This is a genomic window from Massilia paldalensis, assembly GCF_044901715.1.
GTDB classification, from domain to species: domain Bacteria; phylum Pseudomonadota; class Gammaproteobacteria; order Burkholderiales; family Burkholderiaceae_D; genus Telluria; species Telluria paldalensis.
In genome coordinates, this window is the sequence record NZ_JBJCIU010000001.1 from 1,909,296 (window position 1) to 1,929,640 (window position 20,345).

Annotated in this window: 11 protein-coding genes and 2 tRNA genes; 4 read left to right on the top strand and 9 right to left on the bottom strand. The window is 67.6% G+C overall.

From position 1 onward, the window contains the following. Window positions 1-11: 11 nt before the first annotated feature. Both ACI1V7_RS08400 and purL read right to left on the bottom strand, forming a co-directional pair. Entirely contained in the window at window positions 12-899 is an 888-nt protein-coding gene (locus ACI1V7_RS08400; protein ID WP_404531296.1) for a 5'-nucleotidase, lipoprotein e(P4) family, read from the bottom strand. A gap of 180 nt (window positions 900-1,079) precedes the next feature. Continuing rightward, the gene (gene purL / locus ACI1V7_RS08405) at window positions 1,080-5,120 is read right to left on the bottom strand and encodes a phosphoribosylformylglycinamidine synthase (RefSeq protein ID WP_404531297.1); all 4,041 of its coding nucleotides are present in this window, start codon (window positions 5,118-5,120) and stop codon (window positions 1,080-1,082) included. Between the two features lie 196 nt (window positions 5,121-5,316). Here purL and ACI1V7_RS08410 point away from each other — a divergent pair, with 196 nt between their 5' ends. After that, window positions 5,317-6,981: a response regulator gene (locus ACI1V7_RS08410; RefSeq protein WP_404531298.1), complete on the top strand. Its 1,665-nt coding sequence runs from the start codon at window positions 5,317-5,319 to the stop codon at window positions 6,979-6,981. Between the two features lie 110 nt (window positions 6,982-7,091). Here the strand turns inward: ACI1V7_RS08410 and ACI1V7_RS08415 are convergent, their stop codons facing one another. Next, window positions 7,092-10,706: a hydantoinase B/oxoprolinase family protein gene (locus ACI1V7_RS08415; RefSeq protein ID WP_404531299.1), complete on the bottom strand. Its 3,615-nt coding sequence runs from the start codon at window positions 10,704-10,706 to the stop codon at window positions 7,092-7,094. A 93-nt stretch (window positions 10,707-10,799) separates the two neighbouring features. Here ACI1V7_RS08415 and ACI1V7_RS08420 point away from each other — a divergent pair, with 93 nt between their 5' ends. After that, window positions 10,800-12,290 (top strand): NAD(P)H-hydrate dehydratase, encoded by a 1,491-nt coding sequence (locus ACI1V7_RS08420; RefSeq protein WP_404531300.1) that lies wholly within the window; start codon window positions 10,800-10,802, stop codon window positions 12,288-12,290. A 96-nt stretch (window positions 12,291-12,386) separates the two neighbouring features. Here ACI1V7_RS08420 and ACI1V7_RS08425 read toward each other — a convergent pair whose 3' ends face one another. Then, on the bottom strand, window positions 12,387-13,130 hold the full coding sequence (locus ACI1V7_RS08425; RefSeq protein WP_404531301.1) for an ABC transporter ATP-binding protein: 744 nt from the start codon (window positions 13,128-13,130) through the stop codon (window positions 12,387-12,389). Here ACI1V7_RS08425 and ACI1V7_RS08430 point away from each other — a divergent pair. Both ACI1V7_RS08430 and mnmH read left to right on the top strand, forming a co-directional pair. Next, on the top strand, window positions 13,129-13,770 hold the full coding sequence (locus ACI1V7_RS08430) for an arylesterase (RefSeq protein ID WP_404531302.1): 642 nt from the start codon (window positions 13,129-13,131) through the stop codon (window positions 13,768-13,770). The genes ACI1V7_RS08425 and ACI1V7_RS08430 overlap by 2 nt on opposite strands. Then, window positions 13,770-14,837 (top strand): tRNA 2-selenouridine(34) synthase MnmH, encoded by a 1,068-nt coding sequence (gene mnmH, locus ACI1V7_RS08435; RefSeq protein WP_404531303.1) that lies wholly within the window; start codon window positions 13,770-13,772, stop codon window positions 14,835-14,837. The genes ACI1V7_RS08430 and mnmH overlap by 1 nt, the downstream gene beginning before the upstream one ends. Before the next feature lie 151 nt (window positions 14,838-14,988). Here the strand turns inward: mnmH and ACI1V7_RS08440 are convergent, their stop codons facing one another. The 5 genes from ACI1V7_RS08440 to lon all read right to left on the bottom strand — a co-directional run bounded on the left by ACI1V7_RS08440 (window position 14,989) and on the right by lon (window position 20,223). Then, window positions 14,989-16,905: a SurA N-terminal domain-containing protein gene (locus tag ACI1V7_RS08440; RefSeq protein ID WP_404531304.1), complete on the bottom strand. Its 1,917-nt coding sequence runs from the start codon at window positions 16,903-16,905 to the stop codon at window positions 14,989-14,991. A 199-nt stretch (window positions 16,906-17,104) separates the two neighbouring features. Continuing rightward, a tRNA-Asp gene (locus ACI1V7_RS08445) sits at window positions 17,105-17,181 on the bottom strand. A gap of 32 nt (window positions 17,182-17,213) precedes the next feature. Beyond that, window positions 17,214-17,290, bottom strand: a tRNA-Asp gene (locus tag ACI1V7_RS08450). Between the two features lie 45 nt (window positions 17,291-17,335). Then, a complete protein-coding gene (locus tag ACI1V7_RS08455) occupies window positions 17,336-17,659 on the bottom strand; it encodes an HU family DNA-binding protein (protein WP_404531565.1) in 324 nt (107 codons plus the stop codon). 158 nt (window positions 17,660-17,817) lie between these two features. Further along, on the bottom strand, window positions 17,818-20,223 hold the full coding sequence (gene lon, locus ACI1V7_RS08460; protein ID WP_404531305.1) for an endopeptidase La: 2,406 nt from the start codon (window positions 20,221-20,223) through the stop codon (window positions 17,818-17,820). Window positions 20,224-20,345 lie beyond the last annotated feature (122 nt).

The following is a 20,345-nucleotide window of genomic DNA, read 5'->3' on the forward strand; positions in this document are numbered from 1 at the left end:
CGGTACCGGGTTCAGGGCGAGCGCCGCGGCGCCGGCAGGTCCGCGGGCGCCAGCTGCCCGGCCATCGCCGCCGGCGACGTGCCCATCCGGTCGACCCACGAACCGTACATGGCGTTCGGCAGGATGAACCAGCGCCGTCCGACGAGGTCCGCGGCACGCGCCATCTGCGCCGGATCGCGCCTGGCCAGCAGGTCCGCATCTTCCTTGGCCACGAAGTCGCGCATATCGTCGCCCACCAGCATGATGATCCGGTAGTCCCGGCCGATGCGGCTGCGGCGCGCCACCTTGTCGCCGCGGGGATCGGCGTCCTCGCCCTTGAACAGGAAGGCCGCCTCCTCGTCCGCACGCGGGAAGCCGAGCGCACGCATGTTCTCCATGGTCGCCTGCTTGGCGGCACAGGGTCCGGGGCCATTGCACTCGCGATTGCTGACGTAGAAGATCGTCGTGTTCGGCATCGCCGTCACGGCCTTCGCGAACTCGACCGCGCCGGGGATGGCCTGCGCGGCTTTGCGCGCCACCCACGCGTCCCAGTCCTGCGGCCGGTATGCAGCGCCGGAACGCACCAGCCAGGCCTGGAACGGACTGTTGTCCAGCATCGTCTCGTCCAGGTCCACGATGACGGCGGCACCCGCGCCCGCCGGCACGGGCGACTGTTCCGCCGCGGCACTGCCTGGCTGCGCCAGCGCGGCCGGCAAGGCCGCCTGGGCGGACGCGAACACGCTGCGTGCCAGCAGTGCGTACTCGGGCGACCGCTGCATCCACGCCACGCTATTGAGCTGATGCAGTTGCGCGTCAGGCAGTGCCGGAGCACGCTGGGCCGACACGCAACCCGATGCAGCGCACGCGGCAAGCGCCAGCAGGAACACGCGGGCATGGGATCGATACGCGGGAAACATCATGGAAGCTCCTCGGGAAGTGATCGAATAAACGGACTGTGACGAGGATAAGCGGGTTCGCCGCAGTGCGCACGCGCCAACTCGCCGACCTTGTCCCGAAACACGACGGCAAGTGGACAAGTAGGCGAAAAAAAAGCGCACCCGCAGGTGCGCTTTTCCGTGACGCGTCACATGGACACTATATCAGCCGACCCACTTGCGCGCATTCTGGAACATGCGTGCCCACGGCGAGTTCTCGCCCCAGCCATCCGGGTGCCACGACATGGTGACGGTGCGCGCCACGCGCTCGGCGTGCGGCATCATGACCGAGAAGCGGCCGTCCGGCGTCGTCACGGCCGTCAGGCCGTCCGGCGAACCGTTCGGGTTGAACGGATAGGTTTCGGTGGCCTGGCCGCGGTTGTCGACGTAGCGCAGCGCCTTGACGACCTGGTCGATGTCGCCCGTCTGCGAGAAGTCCGCGTAGCCTTCGCCGTGCGCGATCGCGAGGGGGGCATGGGTGCCCGCCAGGCCGGCGAAGAAGATCGACGGCGAATCCAGCACCTCGACCATGCCGAAGCGGGCCTCGAACTGTTCCGACTTGTTGCGGGTGAACTTCGGCCATGCCTCGGCGCCCGGGATGATGCCCTTCAGGTTGCTCATCATCTGGCAGCCGTTGCAGATACCGAGGCCGAACGTGTCCTGGCGGCCGAAGAACGCGGCGAACGCCTCCTTCAGCTGCGCGTTGAACAGGATCGTCTTGGCCCAGCCTTCGCCGGCGCCCAGCACGTCGCCGTACGAGAAGCCGCCCACGGCGATGATGCCCTTGAAGTCGTCCAGCTTCGCGCGGCCTGCGATCAGGTCGCTCATGTGCACGTCGACGGCCTTGAAGCCGGCCTGGTGCAGCGACCACGCCGTCTCGACGTGCGAGTTGACGCCCTGCTCGCGCAGCACGGCCACGCTCGGACGCGCGCCGGTGCTGATGAACGGCAGCGCGATGTTGACCTGCGTGTCGTGCACCAGCTTCGGGCTCATGCCCGGATCCGTTTCGTCCAGCAGGCGCTCGTATTCCTGGTCGACGCACACGGGGTTGTCGCGCAGGCGCGCGATGCGCCAGCTGGTCTCGCTCCACAGGCGGTGCAGCGCGCTGCGCTTCGCGCTGTAGATGACCTTCGCGTCGCGCGTGAATTCGATGGCGCCGCGGTCGTTCAGCTTGCCGATGATGTGGCTGCAGGCACCCAGGTCGAAGGAACGGAGCACGTTCATGACGGCCGTCTTCTCGTCCGCGCGTACCTGGATCACGGCGCCCAGCTCTTCGCTGAACAGCGCGCGCAGCGTCAGTTCGTTGCGGCGCTCGGCCACCTGGCCCGTCCAGTTCTTGGCGTCACCCTGGTCGGCCGCGTGCTCGCTGTCCATCGCCAGGATGTCGAGGTTGACGGTCACGCCGGCGCGGCCCGCGAAGGCCATCTCGCACAGCGTGGCGTACAGGCCGCCGTCCGAACGATCGTGGTAGGCCAGCAGCTTGCCGTCGGCGTTCAGTTGCTGGATCGCCGTGAAGAAGCCCTTCAGGTCCTGCGGGTTATCGACGTCCGGCGTGTCGTTGCCCAGCTGCTGCGTCACCTGCGCCAGCGCCGAGGCGCCCAGGCGGTTCTTGCCGCGGCCCAGGTCCACGAGGATCAGCGCCGTGTCGCCCAGGTCCGTGCGTAGCTGCGGCGTCAGGGTCTTGCGCACGTCGGTGACGGGCGCGAAGCTCGAGACGATCAGCGACACGGGCGAAACGACGGCCTTGTTTTCGCCGTTCTCGTTCCAGGTGGTGCGCATCGACAGCGAATCCTTGCCGACCGGGATCGATACGCCCAGCGCCGGGCACAGCTCCATGCCGACGGCCTTCACCGTGTCGAACAGGGCGGCATCCTGGCCCGGCTGGCCGCAGGCGGCCATCCAGTTGGCGGACAGCTTGATGTCGGCGATGTCCGCGATCGGCGCGGCGGCGATGTTCGTGATCGCTTCGCCCACGGCCATGCGGCCCGAGGCGGCGGCGTCGATGACGGCGACCGGCGTGCGTTCGCCCATCGCCATCGCTTCGCCCTTGTAGCCTTCGAAGCTCAGGGTGGTCACGGCGACGTCGGCCACCGGCACCTGCCACGGGCCCACCATCTGGTCGCGCGCGGTCATGCCGCCCACGCTGCGGTCGCCGATGGTGATCAGGAAGGATTTGTCGGCGACGGTCGGCAGCAACAGCACGCGCTTGGCCACTTCCTCCAGCTCCAGGCCCGTCACGTCGACGGGCTTGAAGGTGCTGGCCGCGTGTTCGACATTGCGGTGCATCTTGGGCGGCTTGCCCAGCAGGACATCCATCGGCATGTCGACCGGGCTGGTCGAGGTAATCGGATCGATCAGCTTCAGCTGGCGCTCTTCCGTCGCGACGCCGACCGCGGCGAACGGGCAGCGCTCGCGTTCGCACATGGCGGCAAAGCGCGGCAGGTCGTCCGGCGCGATGGCCAGCACGTAGCGCTCCTGCGATTCGTTCGACCAGATCTCCTTGGGCGACATGCCGCTTTCTTCCAGCGGCACCTTGCGCAGGTCAAAGGTGGCGCCGCGCTTGGCGTCGTTGGTGATTTCAGGGAAGGCGTTCGACAGGCCGCCGGCGCCCACGTCGTGGATCGAGATGATGGGGTTGGCGCTGCCCAGCTGCCAGCAGGCGTTGATGACTTCCTGCGCGCGGCGTTCCATCTCCGGGTTGCCGCGCTGGACCGAGTCGAAGTCCAGGTCGGCCGTGTTGGTACCCGTCGCCATCGACGACGCGGCGGCGCCGGCCATGCCGATGCGCATGCCCGGACCGCCCAGCTGGATCAGCAGGCTGCCGACGGGGATGTCGTTCTTGTGCGTGTGTTCGGCCGAGATGTTGCCGATGCCGCCCGCGATCATGATCGGCTTGTGGTAGCCGAACACGGTGTTCGCGTTGATGGCGGTGGCGCCCACGTTCTGCTCGTAGGTACGGAAGTAGCCGCCCAGTACCGGGCGACCGAATTCGTTCGAGAACGCGGCGCCGCCCAGCGGGCCGTCGACCATGATCTGCAGCGGCGACGCGATGCGTTCCGGCTTGCCGTAGACCTTGTCGCTGCCCGCTTTCGCCGGGTCGTTGACGTTGGCGGCGTTTTCCCACGGCTGCACGGCGCCCGGGATCATCAGGTTCGAGACGGTGAAGCCCGTCAGGCCGGCCTTCGGCTTGGCGCCGCGGCCCGTCGCGCCCTCGTCGCGGATCTCGCCGCCGGCGCCCGTCGAAGCGCCCGGGAACGGGGAGATCGCGGTCGGGTGGTTGTGGGTCTCCACCTTCATCAGCGTGTGCGTCAGCTGGGTCGTCGGCGCGTATTCCTGGCCCTCGCCCTGCGGGAAGAAGCGCACGGCCTCGGCGCCTTCCATGATGGCCGAGTTGTCGCTGTAGGCGACGATCGTGCCCTTCGGCTGCAGCTGGTGCGTGTTCTTGATCATCTGGAACAGCGAACGGTCCTGCTTGACGCCGTCGATGGTCCATTCCGCGTTGAAGATCTTGTGGCGGCAGTGTTCGCTGTTGGCCTGGGCGAACATCATCAGTTCGACGTCGGTCGGGTTGCGCTGGGCGCGGCTGAACGCATCGAACAGGTAGTCGATCTCGTCCTCGGCCAGCGCCAGGCCCATGTCCGCGTTGGCGGCCACCAGCGCCTGGCGGCCGGCGCCGAGCACGTCGATGGCGGCCAGCGGACGGCCTTCGAGGTCGGTGAACAGCGCCTTGGCTTCGTCGGCGCTGCGCAGCACCGTTTCCGTCATGCGGTCGTGCAGCAGCGCGGCGACGGCCTGCACTTCGTCCGCCTCCAGCTTCTTCGGCGCCTTGATGCTGGTGCCGAGGATGCCGCTCTTGAGCACCACCTTGAACGCCACGCCCCGCTCGACGCGGTGGATGTGCGCCATGCCGCAGTTGTGCGCGATGTCGGTGGCCTTCGAGGCCCACGGCGAGATCGTGCCCAGGCGCGGGATCACGAAGAATTCCTCGGTCACGCCTTCGTACTGCGTTTCCGGCACGGGCTCGCCATACGTGAGCATGGCGGCGAGGCGCTCGGTGTCCGCGGTGGACAGCGGCGCGCCGGCGTCGATGAAGTGGTAGTAGCGTGCGGAGACGGCGGCAATCGTCGGGGCGACGGCTTGCAGCTGGGTCAGGAGGCGTTGGCTACGGAAGGCGGAGAGGGCATTGGAACCCGGCAGAATCAACATGGCTTGTCAGTCCGTCGATGCAGCGTGGCTGCGGGTGAAAGATAGCCCGCTATTATACAGCGTCGGCACCCGCCCCCGCTGGTGTAATTCCGGACAAGTTTGTCCGAAAAACAGCAGAAGCCCCCGTCAAAGTTGCTGGACGTTCAAGTAAGCGGTATCGTAGCAGCATAAACAGGAAGCGGACGACGCCAGAACGATGCAAGAGAACAGCCAATTGACGGTCCTCGTGATCGACCCGAACCCGGGCATCCGCGCCAACCTGCAGAACATGCTGAACCAGACCGGCATCTCGCGCATCGAGTCCGCCATGAACGCCGGCTCGGCGATCAAGGCCCTGGGCCGCAAGAGCTACGACATCATCCTGTGCGAGTACGACCTGGGCGGCGCCGCCGGCACGGGCACGGCGCCGGGCGAAGGCCAGGACGGCCAGCAGCTGCTGGAAGACCTGCGCCACCACAAGCTGATCCCGCCCTGGGCCATCTTCATCATGCTGACGTCCGAGGCCAGCCACGCGCGGGTCGTCGGCGCCGCCGAGCTGCAGCCCTCCGACTACATCCTGAAGCCCTTCACGGCGGGCATCCTGAACGAACGCATCGGCCGCGCGCTGGCGCGCCGCGCCGCCATGCTGCCGGCCTACCAGCAGGTGGCGCAGGGCAATCCGCGCGCCGCCATCCGCACCTGTGCCGACGCCGTGGCCGCCCAGCCCCGCTACGCCCTCGATTTCGCGCGCCTGCGCGCCGAGCTGCACATGTCGCTCAAGGAGTATGCGCAGGCGGAAGACGTCTACCGCGGCGTCCTGTCCGCGAAGCCCCTGGACTGGGCCAGGCTGGGCCTGGCGCGGGCGCTGCGCGCGATGGGACGAACGGAGCACGCCGTCGAGGAATTGCAGGCGCTGGTGGCCGACAACCCGAGCCTGATGGCCGCCTACGACCTGCTGGCGCGCTGCCAGGAAGACGCCGGCGACGCCGCCCTCGCCCAGAAGACGCTGGAAGACGCCGTGGCCATCTCGCCGTTCATGGTGCGGCGCCTGCGCAAGCTGGGCGCAGTCGCCATGGATGCGGGCGACGCGGCCGCGGCGGAAAAATCGTTCCGCCAGGTCGTCGCGCGCTCGCGCTATTCCGAATTCCGCGATCCCGAAGACCACGTCAACCTGGTCAAGGCGCTCGTGCGCAAGGGCGACCCGGTCGGCGCCGGCAACGTCGTGCGCGACCTGGAACGTTCGCTGCGCGACACGCCCGCCGGCGAGGCCTGCCGCGCGATCTCCGCCGCCCTGCTGCAGGATGCGGCCGGCGACACGGGCGGCGCCGTCAGGGAATTGAAGTCCGCCGTGGACGCCGTGCGCGCCGGCGGCCAGCTGTCGCCGGCGCTGCGCATCGGCCTCGCGCAGTCGCTGCTGGGCCACCGCCTGGACGACGAGGCGTCCGACGTGCTCATCGGCGCGCTGAACGGCGCTGCGGCCAGCGGCGACGCCGCCGTCTCGCCGCAGCAGGCCATGAGCGTCTTCGTCAAGGCGGGACGGCCCGACCTGGCCGACGGCATGTCCAAGCAGATGCGTGCCCAGGCCCAGATGCTGCTGGGCGTAGCGGACGAGAAGCGCAATATGGGCGACGTGCGCGGCGCCGTGCAGACGCTGCTGGAGGCGCTTCGCCTGGCGCCGAACAACCTGCAGGTGATGATCGCCGTCGTGGGCGGCATCCTGCGCCAGATCATGGAGATGGGCTGGGACGAGTCGCTCGCCGCCGTCGGCGCCGAGCAGCTGGACCACATCCGCACGCTGGACGCCGCCCACCCGCGCCTGCAGGCGCTCGATGCGGAACTGGCCGCCGCCAAGCGCAAGTACGGTATCGCCAGCGGGGTGTGACACCGTCGGGTGCGCGCGTCACCTCGACGCATGGTGGGCACGTAGTGTCCACCCTACGGCGCCGACCTTCCTCGTAGGGTGGGCACCACGTGCCCACCTCGGAGCAGCGTCTATGCTTCCGGCACCCCGTAGCCCCCGCCCCCCGGCGTCTCGATGACGAACATGTCGCCCGGCGCCATGTCCACCTTGCCGATGTGGCCCAGTTCCTCGATCCTGCCGTCGGCGCGCACGACCAGGTTGCGGCCCTTCGCGCCCCGCGCGCCGCCTGCCATGCCGAACGGCGCATGCAGGCGGTTGTTCGACAGGATGGCCGCCGTCATCGGTTCCAGGAACCGTACTTGCCGCACGCCGCCATTACCCCCGTGCCAGCGCCCCGCGCCACCGGAGCCGGCCCGGATCGCATAGCTTTCCAGGCGCACGGGAAAGCGGAACTCCAGGATTTCCGGATCCGTGAGGCGCGAGTTCGTCATATTGGTCTGCACGACGTCCGTGCCATCGTAGCCCTCGCCCGCCCCGGATCCACCGGAGATGGTCTCGTAGTACTGGTGACGGGCATTCCCGAACGTGAAATTGTTCATGGTGCCCTGGCTCGCCGCCATCACGCCCAGCGCGCCGTACAGCGCGTTGGTGATGCAGGTCGAGGTCTCGACATTGCCCGACACGACCGAGGCCGGATAGTGCGGATTGAGCATCGACCCCGGCGGGATGATGACCTCGAGCGGCTTCAGGCAGCCGGCATTGAGCGGGATCTCGTCGTCCACGAGCGTGCGGAACACGTACAGCACGGCCGCCATGCAGACGGCCGACGGCGCATTGAAATTGTTCGGCAGCTGGGCGGATGTGCCCGTGAAGTCGATGGTCGCGCTGCGCGCCGCATGGTCGACGCGGATCGCCACCTCGATGCGCGCGCCGTTGTCCAGTTCGTTGACGAAGCGGCCGTCCTGCAAGGCCGTGATCACGCGCCGCACGGCTTCCTCGGCGTTGTCCTGCACGTGGCCCATGTAGGCGCGCACGACGGGCAGGCCGAAGTGCGCCACCATCCTGTGCAGCTCCTCGACGCCCTTCTGGTTCGCCGCCACCTGGGCGCGCAGGTCGGCCATGTTCTGGTCCGGGTTCCTGGCCGGCCAGCGCGCGCCCGCCAGCAGCGCGCGCATGGCGTCCTCGCGCAACACTCCATTGGCGCCGTCGGCGCCGTCGACGAGCTTGACGTTGTCGAGCAGGACGCCCTCTTCCTCGATATGGCGCGAGTCGGGCGGCATCGAGCCCGGCGTGGTACCGCCGATGTCCGCGTGGTGGCCGCGCGAGCCCACGTAGAACAGGATCTCGCGGCCCGCCGCGTCGAACACGGGCGAGATCACGGTGACGTCCGGCAGGTGCGTGCCGCCGTTGTACGGGTCGTTCAGCACATAGACGTCGCCGGCCCGCATCCGCCCCGCGTTCTTGCGCATCACGCTCTTGATGCTCTCGCCCATCGAGCCCAGGTGCACGGGCATGTGCGGCGCGTTGGCGACCAGGTTGCCGTCGCCGTCGAAGATCGCGCAGCTGAAGTCCAGGCGCTCCTTGATGTTGACGGAGTACGCCGTGCTCTGCAGGCGCAGCCCCATCTGCTCGGCGATCGACATGAACAGGTTGTTGAAGATCTCCAGCATCACGGGATCGACCGTCGTGCCGATCGCATGGCGCTGCGGCAGCGCCTCGACGCGGCGCAGCACGAGGTGGTCGTAGGCCGTGACCTCGGCCTGCCAGCCCGCCTCCACCACCGTCGTCGCATTCGCCTCCGCGATGATCGCGGGGCCTTTCATGACGTCGCCGGGACCGATGTCCGCGCGGCGGTACACGGCCGTGTCGCGCCAGGCGCCGTCGCCGAACATCGGCACGGTCTCGGACGCGGCCCGCGGCGTGGTTCGCGCGGGCCGCGTGGACGGCTGCTCGGGCGGCGCATCGGACCTTCCCAGCGCTTCCACCGACACGGCTTCCACCACCAGCGCCTTGCCCGGCATGAGGAAGGAAAAGCGGCGCCGGTAGGCCTGCTCGAACTGCGCCTGCATGGCGTCGGCCGTGTCGAACAGGACCACGATCGCCGAGTCCGTGCCCTCGTAGCGCAGGTGCACGCGCCGGAGCACCTCGATGCGGCCGGCATCGACGCCCTGGGCCAGCAGCTCCGCGCGGGCCCCCTCGGCCAGCCCGTCCAGTTCCAGCGCCAGCGCTTCGCCATCGACGTCGGCCATGCGCCGCTCGACGGCCTTCTCGCGCATCGCGCCCTGGTCCGCCAGACCCATGCCGTATGCGGACAGCACGCCCGCCAGCGAATGGATGAACACCGTCTTCATGCCCAGCGCGTCCGCGACGAGGCAGGCGTGCTGGCCGCCGGCGCCGCCGAAGCTGGTCAGCGCGTAGTCGGTGACGTCGTGGCCGCGCTGCACGGAGATCTGCTTGATCGCGTTGGCCATATTGCCCACGGCGATGCGGATGAAGCCTTCCGCCACCGCCTCGGGCGCGGGCGTCTCGCCCGTCGCGGCGCCGATGCGCGCGGCCATGTCGGCGAAGCCGTGGCGCACGGCGTCCACGTCCAGCGGCTGGTCCGCGCCGGGACCGAACAGGTGGGGGAAATGACGGGGCTGGATCTTGCCGAGCATGACGTTGCAATCCGTGACCGTCAGGGGGCCGCCGCGCCGGTAGCAGGCCGGGCCCGGATTGGCGCCCGCGCTGTCCGGCCCGACGCGGTAGCGGCTGCCGTCGAAATGCAGGATCGAGCCGCCGCCCGCCGCCACCGTGTGGATGCTCATCATGGGTGCGCGCATGCGCACGCCGGCGACCTGGGTCTCGAACACGCGCTCAAACTCGCCCGCGTAATGCGACACGTCGGTCGACGTGCCGCCCATGTCGAAGCCGATCACGCGCTCGAAGCCGGCCAGGCGGCTCGCGCGCACCATCCCGACGATGCCGCCGGCGGGGCCGGACAGGATGCTGTCCTTGCCCTGGAACGCCCTTGCATCCGTCAGGCCGCCGCTGGACTGCATGAACTGCAGGTGCACGCCGGGCAGCTCGCTCGCCACCTGGTCCACGTAGCGGCGCAGGATCGGCGACAGGTAGGCGTCGACGACCGTCGTGTCGCCCCGCGCGACGAGCTTCATGAGGGGACTGGTCTCGTGCGACACGGAGACCTGGGTGAAGCCGATCTCGCGCGCGATCCGCACCGTCGCCTCCTCGTGCTGGTGGTAGCGGTAGCCGTGCATGAAGACGATGGCCAGCGCGCGCACGCCGCCATCGAACGCGGCTTGCAGGTCGCGCCGCACGGCCGCCTCGTCGAGCGCACGCACGACGTCGCCATGGGCGCCGATCCGTTCGTCGACCTCGACGACCTGGCCGTACAGCAGTTCGGGCAGCACGATGTGGCGCGCGAACAGGCGCGGCCGGTTCTGGTAGGCGATGCGCAGCGCGTCGCGGAAACCGCGCGTGATGGCGAGCACGGTCGGCTCGCCCTTGCGCTCGAGCAGCGCATTGGTGGCGACCGTCGTGCCCATCTTGACGGCCTCCACGCTGCCGGCGGGGATGGCGGCGCCCGGCGCCAGGCCCAGCAGGTGGCGGATGCCGGCGACGGCCGCATCGCGGTACTGCTCCGGATTTTCCGACAGCAGTTTGTGCGTGACCAGCGCCCCGTCGGGGCGGCGCGCCACGATGTCCGTGAAGGTGCCGCCGCGGTCGATCCAGAATTGCCAGTCCATCTTCGCTCCATCGAAATCGGGTCAAGTCCACATTCTAGCGGCGCGGCGCCCGATTTTTGGCGAAAATGGCGGATCACGATGAAGGGAGTCCCCATGGATACGGAGTTGTACGGCGTCGCCCAGATCCGCGCGATCGAGCAGTCGGCCGCGGCGTCCCTCGCGCCGGGAGAACTGATGCGGCGCGCGGGCGAAGCGGCCGCGGCCTATGCGCTGGAATTGCTGGGCGGCTTTCCCACCGGGGTCGTCCTCGTGCTGGCGGGCCCGGGCAACAACGGCGGCGACGCGCTCGAGGTCGCCGCGAACCTGGCCAACCTGGGCGCCGCCGTGCAGGTCGTGCATCTCGCGGGCGCCAACCCTTCCGCCGAAACGCAGCAGGCGCTGGAACGGGCCCGCGCGAGCCGTGCCCGCTTCGTGGACGACATCGGCGACGGCAGCGCCGATGCCGCGCGCTGCCTGGTGGTCGACGGCCTGTTCGGCATCGGCCTCGCGCGTCCCCTCGCCGGCCGCGCCCGCGCGCTGGTGGAACGCATCGCCGGCACCGACTGCCCCACCCTCGCGCTGGACGTGCCGAGCGGCCTCGATGCGGACACGGGCGCCGTCGTGGGCCCGGACGGCATCGCCGTGGTGGCCACGCACACCATCACCTTCCTCGGCAACAAGCCGGGCCTGCACACGGGCGACGGCACGGACCACGCGCGCCGCGTGCACGTCGACTGGCTCGGCACCGACGCATCCCAGCCCGCGCAGGCGCGCCTGAACGGCCCGCAGCTGTTCGCCGCGCACCTGGCGGCGCGCCGGCGCAATACGCACAAGGGCAGCTTCGGCGACGTCGCGGTGCTGGGCGGCGCGCGCGGCATGGCCGGCGCCGCGATCCTCGCCGCACGCGCGGCGCTGTTCGGCGGCAGCGGCCGCGTGTTCGTGGCAGCGCTCGATGCAGGCCTGGGCATCGATCCCGCCCAGCCCGAGATCATGTTCCGCGACGCTGCCGGCTTCGCATTCGACGAGCGCACGATCGTGGCCGGCCCCGGCATGGGGGACGCGGACATCGCCAGGCACCTGCTGGCCCAGGCGATCGGCGGTGCCGGCCCCGTCGTGCTCGATGCCGACGCGCTGAACCTCGCCGCCGCCAGTGACGACCTGCGGGCGCGCATCGCCCAGCGCGCCGGGCCGACGATCCTGACGCCGCACCCGCTCGAAGCGGCGCGCCTGCTGGGCGTGACGGCCGCCATCGTGCAGGCCGACCGGCTGGAAAACGCGCGCGAGCTGGCCCAGCGCCTGGATGCCATCGTCGTACTGAAAGGCGCGGGCAGCGTGATCGCGCGGCCGGACGGCGACGTGGCGATCAATACGACGGGCAACCCGGGCCTGGCGACGGGCGGAACGGGCGACGTGCTGGCCGGCCTGTGCGGGGCGCTGCTGGGCCAGGGATGGCCCGCGTGGGAAGCCGCGCTGGGCGCCGTGTGGCTGCATGGCGCGGCGGCGGACCGGCTGGTGGAAAGCGGCATCGGGCCGATCGGCCTGACGGCGGGAGAATTGCCGCGGGCGATACGGGCCGAACTGAATGCATTGGTGGCGCAGCGTTGAACGCGAACGGCTGGTCGGCACGTGGTGCCTGCGTAGGGGTCAGAGTCCGGTGTTGATGGTTGGACTCCGACCCCGGTGCTCCGCCGCGACCGCCATTTACGCGACGAGACGCCCCGCGGCGATGGTGATCGTGCGGCCGCAGCGCGCGGCCATGGCGGGATCATGCGTCACGAGCACGAGCGTGGAGCCGCGCTCCCGGTTCAGTTCGAACATCAGCTGCGTGACGGCCTCGCCGGTGGCAGCATCGAGGCTGCCCGTCGGTTCGTCGGCGAACAGCAGCGGCGGTTCCGTCACGAAGGCGCGCGCCAGCGCGACGCGCTGCTGTTCGCCGCCGGACAGGTACTTCGGATAGTGGTTGAGGCGGCTGGACAAGCCGACACGACCCAGCATCGCTTCGGCCTTCGCGCGCGCGGCGCCGTCGCCGCGCAATTCCAGCGGGAGCATCACGTTTTCCAGGGCACTCAGGTGCCCGAGCAGCTGGAAGGACTGGAACACGAAGCCCAGCTTGGCCTTGCGGAACGCGGCGCGGCCGTCCTCGTCCAGCGCGAAGATATCGGTGCCGTCCAGCAGTACGCGGCCCGTCGATGGCGTGTCCAGCCCGGCCAGCAGGCCCAGCAAGGTCGACTTGCCGGAGCCCGATGCGCCGACCAGGGCAAGCGTCTCGGCCGGTTGCACGGTAAAATCCACCTCATGCAGGATGGTGAGCTCGCCGCTGGCGTCCGCCACCCGCTTCGACAGGCCGATCACGGCGATCGCCGCATCCTGGCCGGAGCGGCCGTCACGGCCGGCCGATTCAATGTTGGAAGCCTCGCGCTTGGAAGCCTCGGGATTATCACGCATGCTTAATCGTCTCAAGAAATGGACCATCGGGACCGCCGCCACCTTCTTCGTGGTGGCCGTGGCCGCGTCGGCGAATGCCTATTCTGCACCAAAAACCGTGCTGGTGGTGGGCGACAGCCTGTCCGCCGAATACGGCATCGCGCGCGGCAGCGGCTGGGTCGCGCTGCTGGAACAGAAACTGAAGGCGGACAAGATCGACGCCCGCGTCGTCAATGCGAGCATCAGCGGCGAGACCACCAGCGGCGGCCGCACGCGCCTGCCTGCCCTGCTCCAGCAGCACAAGCCGAACGTCGTCGTGTTCGAACTGGGCGCCAACGACGGCCTGCGCGGCCTGCCGGTGGCGTCGGCGCAGGACAACCTGCGCACCATGATTTCGCTGGCACAGCAGAACAAGGCCAAGGTGCTGCTGGTCGGCATGCGCATGCCGCCGAATTACGGCCGCGCCTACACGGAGCGCTTCTCCGCCATGTACCAGACCCTCGCCACGCAGGCCAAGGTGCCGCTGGTGCCCTTCATGCTGGAGGGCGTGGCCCTGGAGACCGCCAACTTCCAGGCCGACCGCATGCACCCGCTCGCGAGCGCCCACCCCACCATCCTCAATAACATCTGGCCCCAGCTGGCTCCCCTGATCCGACCATAATGAAATACCCCGCAGTCCTGAACTTCGAGACCATCCTGCCCGCGCTCGACGAATTCGACACCATCATCGACGCGCGCAGCGAATCCGAGTTCGCCCTCGACCACCTGCCCGGCGCCATCAACTGCCCTGTCCTCGACGACGAGCAGCGCATCCTCGTCGGCACCACGTACAAGCAGGTCGGCGCCTTCGAGGCCAAGAAGATCGGCGCGCCGCTGGTCGCGAAGAACATCGCGCGCTACGTCGAGACCCTGTTCGCCGACAAGCCGAAGGAGTGGAAGCCCCTCGTCTACTGCTGGCGCGGCGGCAACCGCAGCGGCTCCATGGCGCTGATCTTCGCCAAGATCGGCTGGCCCGTCGTCCAGCTCGACGGCGGCTACAAGGCCTACCGCGCCTACATCGCCACGGCGCTGGAAGACCCGCCCGCGCTGGACCTGCGCGTCGTGTGCGGCACCACCGGCAGCGGTAAGACGCGCCTGCTCGAGACGCTCGATGCGATCGGGGCGCAGGTGCTCGACCTGGAGGGCCTCGCGGCCCACCGCGGTTCCGTCCTCGGCAACCTGCCGGACGCGCCGCAGCCCACGCAGAAGGCCTTCGAGAGCGCCATCTGGGACCGGCTGCGCCGCTTCGATGCGAGCCGTCCCGTGTTCGTGGAATCGGAAAGCAAGAAGGTCGGCAACCTGCGCGTGCCGGATGCCCTGATGGCGCGCATGCGCGCCGCGCCCTGCATCCGCCTTGAACTCGACCGTCCGCTGCGCGTGGACTTGCTGATGGAAGACTACCGCCACTTCGCGCGCGACGCGGCGGCGCTGAACGGCCAGCTCGAGCACCTGGTGCAGCTGCACGGCCGCGCCAGGATCGATGCCTGGCACGAGATGGCCAACGAGGGCCGCATGCCGGAGCTGGTCGACCAGCTGCTGGTGGAGCACTACGATCCGGCCTACCTGAAATCGATCGATCGCAATTTCACGCAGTATCCGCAGGCGCAGGTCGTCACGCTGTCCGGCATCGCGCCGGACGATTTCCTCGCGGCGGCGCGGCAGCTGCACGACGGAGGCGCCGAGGCCTGATCATGGTGGGCATGTGATGCCCACCCTACGCCAAAGGCGCGCAAACGCGGTAGGGTGGGCACCACGTGCCCACCGACATGCAACCCGACCGATACCATGAAAAAAGCCCGGTCCGCTTTCGCGGCCGGGCTTTTGTTCGTCGCCTGCTGGCTTACTGGGCGGCGTTCGCGCCCAGGTCGGCCGGCTTGACGTTGATCTTCGCCTTGGCCTTCTGCTTCAGGGCTTCGACGTAGCCGTAGGTCTCGGCGCCGCCGATGGCGCGGCCGATCTGCTCCGCCTCCTGCTTGCGGCGCGCCTGGTCCGGCTGGGCCGGTTGCGACACCTTGGCGATGCGGTACACGCCATAGCCCTGGCCCGGCACGTCGACGCCGACATAGGCGGGCAACTTGCTCGTATCGGCCTTCAGCACGGCCAGCGCGGCGTTTTCGCTGAACGGCGGCTGCTTGGTGCGCGAAACGATCTTGGCTTCGCCGAAGCCGGTAGCGTCGCCCGATGCCTTGGCAGCGGCCAGCTTCGCTTCGCCGGCCTGCTTGGCCAGGCGCAGCGCCTCTTCCTGCGTGACGCGCTGGCGGATCTGCGCTTCCACCTCGGCCAGCGGACGCTTCGTCGCCGGCTTGAACTCGACGACGCGGCCGGCCACGAGGGTGCTCGGCGCCACTTCGACGGCTTCGGTATTGCGCTTGTTCTTGATCGCGTCGTTCGAGAAGATCGCCTTCAGGAACTTGTCGTTATTGACCGGCGAGTTGCCCAGCGCCGGATTCGGCGCGCGGCCCAGGCCATCGGCCGTCTGGATCTGCAGGCCCAGCTTGTCCGCGACGGGCTTCAGGCTGTCCGCCTGCTCGTACACGGTGTTCGAGAAGGTCTCGGCCAGTTCCGTGTACTTGGCCGACATCTTGGTCTTCTGCAGGTCGGCCAGGATTTCCGGCTTCGCGTCTTCCAGCGACTTCTGGGTGGCCGGCACGACCTTCGTGACCTTGATGATGTGGTAGCCGAACTCCGAACGCACCAGGCCGCTGGTTTCGCCTTCCTTCAGGCCGTAGATCGCGTCCTCGACGGGCTTGACGAACACGCCCTTCTCGACCACGCCCAGGTCGCCGCCCAGCTCGGCCGAGCCGGGATCCTGCGACTGCGCCTTGGCGATCTTCGCGAAGTCGCCCGGGTTCTTGCGCACCTCGGCCAGCGCGGCTTCGGCCTTGGCCTTGGCGGCGGCGTCGTCGGCCGGCTTGGCGTCCTTGGCGACGTTGAACAGGATGTGGCTGGCGCTGCGTTTTTCCGGCGTCGTGAAGCGCGCCTTGTTCTTGTTGTACGCGTCAGCCACTTCGGCGTCCGACACGGTCACCTGCTTCTGCACGGCGTCGGCATTGAACACGACGTATTCGGCCTTGACGGTCTCCGGCACCTGGAACAGCGCGGCATGCTTGTCGTAATAGGCCTTGACCATGTCGTCGGTTACCTTGACCTGCGCGGCGTAGGTCGCGAGCGGGAACATCAGCTCCTGCACTTCGCGCTCCTGGTCGTTGATGTCCGACAGGCGGTTCGACACGCTGCGCGGCGCGAACGCCGTCTGGCTGACGGCGCCGGCCAGCTGCTGCACGGCCATGTCGTGGCGCATGCGGGCGTCGAACATGTCCGGGGTCATTCCCTGGGCGGCCAGCGCCGCGATGTACTGGTCCTTGTCGAAGCTGCCGTCGGCCTTGCGGAACATCTGGATGTCGCCGATCGCCTTGGCCAGCACGGCGTCGCTCACGGTGAGGTGAGCGCGCTCGACTTCGGCGTTGACCGCACGTTCGGCCACCAGCTGGTCGAGGATCGCCTGCTTGGCTTCCGGCGTCTCGAACAGCTTCTGGTCGAACTGCGCGCCCATCTGCTGGCGCGCCTGGTCGATCTGGCGGCGCTGCGCTTCTTCCCACTGCTGCTGCGTGATGGACTTGCCGGCCACGGTGGCAACGCCGTCGCCGCCGCCGCGCTCCTGGTAGCTGCTGACGCCGACCAGGACGAAGGACGGCAGGATCAGCAGCAGCAACAGCAATTGCATGAGGCGCTGGTGCTTACGAATAAATTCAAACATGGTCAGCCATTCAAGGTTGAAAATGCGTTATCAAAAACCGTAAAAAAAAAGGCGAACTTTCGTTCGCCTCTTCTTTTTCATCTGGCGGAGCGGACGGGGCTCGCCTACATCCTGCAGGCCGCGGATTCGCTTGCAAGCGAATCCCTTCGAGCCCTAGCCCGTGTCGCCCGCAGGGGCGACCCTCCTTCTTACTTCAATCTGGCGGAGCGGACGGGGCTCGAACCCGCGACCCCCGGCGTGACAGGCCGGTATTCTAACCAACTGAACTACCGCTCCAAATTCTTTTATTTCGCAACCCAACCGATGGTTGGCGGAGCGGACGGGGCTCGAACCCGCGACCCCCGGCGTGACAGGCCGGTATTCTAACCAACTGAACTACCGCTCCACGAAATATCAGGTACTGCCAGCTGCGTGTCAGCGCAGCGAGGCATTAGTTTACTGCATCTTTCAGGGCTTTACCAGCCTTAAATTTCGGGACCTTGGCGGCCTTGATGGTGATGGCTTCCTTGGTGCGCGGATCGCGGCCGGTACGCGCAGCGCGCTCGCCCACGGTGAAGGTGCCGAAGCCGACCAGGGTCACGCTGTCGTTGTTCTTCAGGGTGGTGGTCACGGCATCGATCATCGCGTCGAGGGCGCGTGCCGCAGAAGCTTTGGTCAGGTCCGCGGACTTCGCGATTTCTTCGATCAGTTCAGTTTTGTTCACTCTTTTCCCTCGTTGTGCGTTCTGGAAGCGGCTGGCCCGGACATCAGGCAAAAACCGCAAGGGCGTATTAAACAAGCGCGCCCCGCCTTGTGTCAAGCCAGCATGCTTCTACGGGGCAACAATAGAGCCTTTATTCGGCTGCCATCGGGACGAAGCGGCGAAAAAAAAACGGCACCCGGAGGTGCCGTCTTCACATCAGCGGAAAGCGATCAGTGCTTGACCACGCCGCCCTGCCCTTCGGTGGCCGCCGCCGGCGCGACCGGCACGGCCGGCACGTCGACGATCGGCTCGGGCTGGCGTTCCAGCGCTACTTCCAGCACCTTCTCGATCCAGCGCACGGGAACGATCTCGAGCTTGTTCTTGACGTTGTCCGGGATCTCGGCCAGGTCCTTCACGTTCTGCTCGGGGATCAGGACGGTCTTGATGCCGCCGCGCTGCGCCGCCAACAGTTTTTCCTTCAGGCCGCCGATCGGCAGGACTTCGCCGCGCAGCGTGATCTCGCCCGTCATCGCCACGTCGGCGCGCACCGGGATGCCGGTGAACACGGACACCAGCGCCGTCGTCAGGCCGATACCGGCGGACGGACCGTCCTTCGGCGTCGCACCTTCCGGCAGGTGGATGTGGATGTCGGTCTTCTCGAACGCCTCGTTCTTGATGCCCAGGCGATTCGCACGGGAGCGCACCACGGTGCGCGCCGCCTCGATCGATTCCTTCATCACGTCGCCCAGCGTACCGGTACGGATCACGGCGCCCTTGCCCGGCACCTGCACGGCTTCGATGGTCAGCAGGTCGCCGCCCACTTCGGTCCATGCCAGGCCGGCCACCTGGCCCACCTGGTTTTCCTTCTCGGCCACGCCGAAGTCGTAGCGGCGCACGCCCAGGAACTTGTCGAGGTTCTTGGCGTTCACCAGCACGCGCTTGTTGTCCTTCTTCAGCAGCAGCATCTTGACGACCTTGCGGCAGATCTTCGAGATCTCGCGCTCGAGGGAACGCACGCCCGCTTCACGGGTGTAGTAGCGGATGATGTCGCGGATCGCCGACTCCTCGACCTTGATCTCGTCTTCCTTCAGGCCATTGTTCTTGATCTGCTTCGGCAGCAGGTAGCGCTGCGCGATGCTGGTCTTTTCGTCCTCGGTGTAGCCCGACAGGCGGATCACTTCCATCCGGTCCAGCAGCGCCGGCGGGATGTTGAACGAGTTCGACGTCGCCACGAACATCACGTCCGACAGGTCGAAGTCGACTTCGACGTAGTGGTCGCTGAAGGTGTGGTTCTGCGCCGGGTCCAGCACCTCGAGCAGGGCCGAGGACGGGTCGCCGCGGAAATCCGCGCCCATCTTGTCGATCTCGTCGAGCAGGAACAGCGGGTTGCGCACGCCGACCTTGGTCAGCGACTGCAGCACCTTGCCCGGCATCGAGCCGATATAGGTACGGCGATGGCCGCGGATCTCGGCTTCGTCACGCACGCCGCCCAGGGCCATGCGCACGTACTTGCGGTTCGTCGCACGGGCGATCGACTCGCCCAGCGAGGTTTTACCCACGCCCGGGGGACCGACGAAGCACAGGATCGGCGCCTTCAGCTTCTCGACGCGTTGCTGCACCGCGAGGTACTCGAGGATGCGTTCCTTGATCTTGTCCAGGCCATAGTGGTCGGCTTCCAGCACCTGTTGGGCCCTTTCCAGGTCGATGGTGACCTTGGATTTCTTTTTCCACGGCAGGCCGATCAGCGTGTCCATGTAGTTGCGCACGACGGTGGCTTCGGCCGACATCGGCGACATCAGCTTCAGTTTCTTGATTTCCGACTGGGCCTTTTCCAGGGCTTCCTTCGGCATCTTGGCGGCGATGACCTTCTTCTCGAGTTCCTCGATGTCGGCGCCGTCTTCGCCTTCGCCCAGTTCCTTCTGGATGGCCTTGACCTGTTCGTTCAGGTAGTACTCGCGCTGCGATTTCTCCATCTGGCGCTTGACGCGGCCACGGATGCGCTTTTCGACCTGCAGGATATCCAGTTCGCCTTCCAGCTGGCCGAGCAGGTGCTCGAGGCGCTTGGCGACGTTGAAGATCTCCAGGATGACTTGTTTCTGCTCGAGTTTCAGCGGCAGGTGGGCGGCGACGGTATCGGCCAGGCGGCCGGCGTCGTCGATGCCGGCCAGCGAAGCCAGGATCTCGGGCGGGATTTTCTTGTTCAGTTTGACGTACTGGTCGAACTGCTGGACGATCGCGCGGCGCATCGCCTCGACTTCGGAATCGTCACCGATTTCCGAATTGATCGGCGAGAGCTCGGCCACGAAATGGCTCGGACCATCGGTAATGTGATTGATACGGGCACGCTGGGCGCCTTCGACCAGCACCTTCACGGTACCGTCGGGCAGCTTCAGCATTTGCAGAATATTGGCCACGCAGCCGATCTCGTAGATGTCTGCGGCGGAGGGTTCGTCCTTGGCGGCTGCCTTTTGGGCAGCGAGCATGATGCTCTTGCCCTGTTCCATCGCAGCCTCGAGTGCCTTGATCGATTTCGGGCGGCCGACGAACAGCGGTATCACCATATGCGGAAACACCACCACGTCGCGCAAGGGCAGGAGGGGCAGCGTCATTTGCTCGGTCAATTTAGAAGTTGTCATGGCATACCTTATAGAAAGCGTGTTTTCGATGTGGGAGCTTCCTACGAAAACACAAGCCCGGCCGAATAAAAATTTTCTACAAGCAAAAAAAGATCACTTGTCATGAATAATAGCCGTTTCTA